This is a genomic window from Nocardia lijiangensis NBRC 108240, from assembly GCF_001613045.1.
GTDB classification, from domain to species: Bacteria; Actinomycetota; Actinomycetes; order Mycobacteriales; family Mycobacteriaceae; genus Nocardia; species Nocardia lijiangensis.
In genome coordinates, this window is sequence record NZ_BDBP01000191.1 from 1 (window position 1) to 4,418 (window position 4,418).

Here is a 4,418-nt window from a genome sequence, read left to right on the forward strand (position 1 = left end):
GTGCTTCCGAGGCCGAAGTGTCGGCAATTCTGGACGAGGTGCTCGCCGAGACCGGTGCTGCACCGGTGATCGCCGCAGTGAATGGTCCTGCGGCGGTGGTTGTTTCGGGCGCAGTCGATGTGGTCGCGCGGGTGGTGGAGGTCGTGCGTGAACGAGGTGGGCGGGCACAGCCGTTGCGGGTGAGTCATGCCTTCCATTCGCCGTTGATGGCGCCGATGATCGAGGAATTCGCCGAGGTGTTGTCGGGGTTGTCGTTTGCCCCGGCGCGGGTGCCGATTGTGTCAACGGCGACCGGGACGCTGTTGGATTCGCAGGCGTGGACCGACCCTCGGTATTGGGTGGATCAGATTCTGCGTCCGGTGCGGTTCGCCGAGGCGGTCGCGGTGGCGGCGGAGCAGGGGATAGGCGGGTTCGTGGAGGTGGGGCCGGATCCGAGCTTGACCGGCGCGATCACGGATACGCTGGCGCCGTCTCGTTCAGGCGTCCTGGTAACCGCCCTCCTGCGCCGTGACAGGTCCGAACCGCTCTACCTGTTGACCAGCCTCGCCGAACTGTTCTCTGCGGGGGTACCCGTCGACTGGCACAGTGCGACGGCTACGGACAGTGCTGTCCGACGCGTGGAGCTACCGACATATGCGTTCCAGCACAAGCGATTCTGGTTGGCGTCGACACCCGGTGCCGCCGACGCGGGCGCGCTGGGCGTGGATGCGGCTGATCACCCGCTGCTGGGCGCGGCGGTGGAGCTGCCCGCCGGTGGCGTCGTGATGACGGGCAGATGGTCATCGCGGTCGCATCCGTGGTTGGCCGACCATCAGGTGGCCGGGGTGGCGCTGTTGCCCGGCACCGGGTTCGTGGAGCTGCTCGTCGCGGCGGGCGATCGGGTCGGATGCGCGGTACTCGACGAGCTGATGGTGGTCACTCCGCTACTACTGTCCACGGACCCGGTCCAGGTGCGGGTCGCGGTGGGCGAACCGGACGCGGACGGTCGCCGTGAGGCGAGTGTGCACTCGCGCCCCGTCACGGCTGCGCACGACGGGGATTGGCTGCTCCATGCGAGCGCGGTGTTGGCCACCGAATCCGAGAGCGGCAGTGCACCAGCGGGTTTGGGTCCATGGCCACCGGTCGATGCCATCGAGGTCGACCTCACCGACGCCTATGAGCGGATCGCGGATCACGGTTACGGCTACGGCCCGGTGTTCCAGGGTCTGCGGCGGGTGTGGCGGCGCGCGGACGAGGTGTTCGCCGAGATCGCGCTGCCCTCGGAGACGGGTGCCGATCCCGGTGCGTTCCTGATGCATCCGGCGCTACTCGACAGCGCGCTGCATGCCATGCTGCCGGGGATCGACGCGTACACCGGGGAGGCGGGTCTACCGTTCGCGTGGCACGGCGTCCGGGTATTCGCGACCGGCCCCGAACACGCGCGAGTCCGTTTCGCTCCGGCCACCGTGGGCGCGGACTCGGAATCCGGTGCGGTGTCGGTGTGGCTGGTCGATTCCGAGGACGCCCCGATCCTCACCGTGGACGCCTTGACCATGCGAGCCATCCCCGAACAGTTGGGGCAGAGCGGTCGCACGGCCGCCCGGCAGGACTCGCTGTACCGGCTCGACTGGACCGATTACCCACTGCGGCAACCGGTTTCCGGCAATCGGGACAGGTGGGTCCTGCTGGGCGGCGATATCGGACCGGGCGGGGAGAATCCAGCTGTCGGCGCACGGTTCGAGGACCTGGCCGGGCTGACAGCTGCCCTCGATTCCGGACACGCGATTCCGGAGGTGGTACTGGCGGCGGTGGCGGCGGACTCGCATGCGGATTCGATGGTCGAGGGCGTATACCGGCGGGCCGAGGACACGCTCGGTCTGCTGCAGGCGTGGTTGGCCGAGCCGCGGTTCGCGGACGCGCGCCTGGTCGTGGTGACGCGTCGCGCCGCGGGTATCGGAGCCGTTGAATCCGGCTCCGCGACGGGGGACTCGGCGTCTGGCCTGGTGGGTGCGTCGGTGTGGGGTTTGGTGCGTTCGGCGCAGTCGGAGAATCCGGATCGGTTCGTGCTGGTCGATACCGATGGTTCGGCGGAGTCGTGGCGGGTGTTCGGCGCCGCCGTGGATAGTGGTGAGGCGCAGTTGGTTCTGCGTGCGGGGCAGGTGAGTGTGCCGCGTCTCGCGCGCGTCGGTCTGGCGAATGGTGAGCTTGACCAGGATGTTTCGCCGATGTGGGATGAGCGCAGCACGGTGTTGGTCACCGGTGGTTCGGGTGCCCTGGGTTCGATGCTGGCGCGGCATGTGGTGACTGCCCATGGTGTGCGGCGTGTACTGCTGGTGAGCCGTCGTGGTGAATCGGCCGAGGGTTTCGCCGAGTTGCGGGAGGGATTGCTCGCGGCGGGTGCGGCCTCGGTGACTACGGTGGCGTGTGATGTGGCCGATCGTGCTCAGCTGGCCGAGGTGTTGGCGGGTGTGGATCCGGAGTTTCCGGTGCGAGTGGTGGTGCATACCGCGGGTGTGCTGGATGACGGGGTTATCACGTCGTTGACCGATGCCCAGTTGCGGCGGGTGCTGGCGCCGAAGGTGGATGCGGCGTGGAATCTGCACGAGTTGACCCGGGAGATGGATCTGCGTGGGTTCATTCTGTATTCGTCGGTGTCGGGTGTGCTGGGTTCTCCCGGTCAGGGCAATTACGCGGCCGGCAATGCGTTTCTGGATGGGTTGGCGCAGCATCGGCACGCGTTGGGTTTGCCGGCCACTTCGCTGGCGTGGGGTTTGTGGGAGCAAGCCTCGGGCATGACGGGGCATCTCCAGGATGGTGACCGCCAACGCATGAAGAGTCGCGGATTCATCGCGATGACCGAGGCCGACGGCTTGGCACTGCTGGATCGGTCGATCGGAATCGGCTCTCCGACAGTTGTTCCCGCGACCTTCGACTTGAATGCCCTGCGCGCCAGCGGCATCGGCGGGATATTCACCGACCTGTGGCAGACCGCCGCCCGGCGCAGCGCCGCCAATGGCGCCGTGGACAGTTCAGTGCTTCGACACCGTCTGGCGGCGCTTTCGGTCGAGGAGCGGCATACGATGCTGTCCGATCTCGTGGTCGCCGAAATCGCATCGGCCCTCGGACACGAGCATGCTGCGGAAATCTCCGGAGATCGTTCCTTCAAGGACCTGGGTATGGATTCGCTGACCGCAGTCGATATACGTAACCGCCTGACCAGAATGTCCGGGATAAAGCTTCCGGCCACACTGGTTTTCGATTATCCGAATGCGGAGAGCATTACGAACTATCTGGGGGAGTTGCTGGCGGATGGCGGGGACAGCCAGAAGTCGATTCTGGAGACCATCGATTCGCTGAGGTCCAGCCTGCCGGCCTATCTGACGGACGATTCGATTCGTTCGGAGATCGTGAGCCGGCTCAGTCGGATGCTCGATCTTTGTAACGTGTCGTCATCCTCGGAAATCGTGGATCTGGATGCCGCCAGCGACGACGAATTGTTCGCGCTCGTCGAAAACAAGAACTGATCTCGCACATAATGTCGTTTGCCGGATTCACGGTGTTGTTAGGAAGTTGAACCACACATGGGTAACGAAGAAAAGCTCCGTGAGTACCTGAAGCGCTCCATCGCCGACGCGCGCGATGCGCGAGAGAGGCTTCGTGAGGTGGAGGGTCGACTGAGCGAGCCGGTCGCCATTGTCGGTATGGGTTGTCGCTATCCGGGGGGTGTGGGTTCGCCGGAGCAGTTGTGGCGCATAGTGTCCGACGAGGTCGACGCTGTCGCGGGGCTTCCGGAGGATCGTGGTTGGCGGGAGGATCTGTTCGATTCGGATCCGGATGCGGTGGGTAAGAGTTATGCGCGGGAGGGTGGGTTTCTTTACGACGCGGCGGAGTTCGATGCGTCGTTTTTCGGTATCTCGCCGCGTGAGGCGTTGGCGATGGATCCGCAGCAGCGGTTGTTGTTGGAGACGGCGTGGGAGACGATCGAACACGCGGGTATCGATCCCACCACGCTGAAGGGCAGCCGAACCGGTGTCTTCGCCGGGGTCATGTATTACGACTACGCGCCGCGGATCGGCGATATGCCGCCGGAGGCGGAAGGCGTCGCGCTGACCGGAAACGCGGCGAGCGCGCTATCCGGCCGAATCTCCTATGCCTTGGGCTTGCTGGGCCCGGCGGTGTCGGTGGATACGGCGTGTTCCTCGTCATTGGTGGCGTTGCATCAGGCGGTGGCGTCGCTGCGTGCGGGTGAGTGTTCTATGGCGCTGGCCGGTGGTGTGACGGTGATGTCGACCCCTGGTTCCTTCGTGGAGTTCTCGCGTCAGCGGGGTTTGGCGGCTGATGGGCGGTGTAAGTCGTTCGCTGCTGCGGCTGATGGGGTGGGTTGGGCTGAGGGTGTGGGAATGCTTCTGCTGGAGCGCCTTTCGGACGCGCGGCGGCTC

Annotated in this window: 2 protein-coding genes; both read left to right on the top strand. The window is 65.7% G+C overall.

Annotation, left to right across the window (positions count from 1 at the left end; genetic code table 11):
- On the top strand, positions 1-3,503 hold a 3,503-nt coding region (locus NL1_RS35665), incomplete at its 5' end, for a type I polyketide synthase (RefSeq protein WP_218024539.1).
- A gap of 57 nt (positions 3,504-3,560) precedes the next feature.
- On the top strand, positions 3,561-4,418 hold an 858-nt coding region (locus NL1_RS35670; RefSeq protein WP_174553524.1), incomplete at its 3' end, for a beta-ketoacyl synthase N-terminal-like domain-containing protein.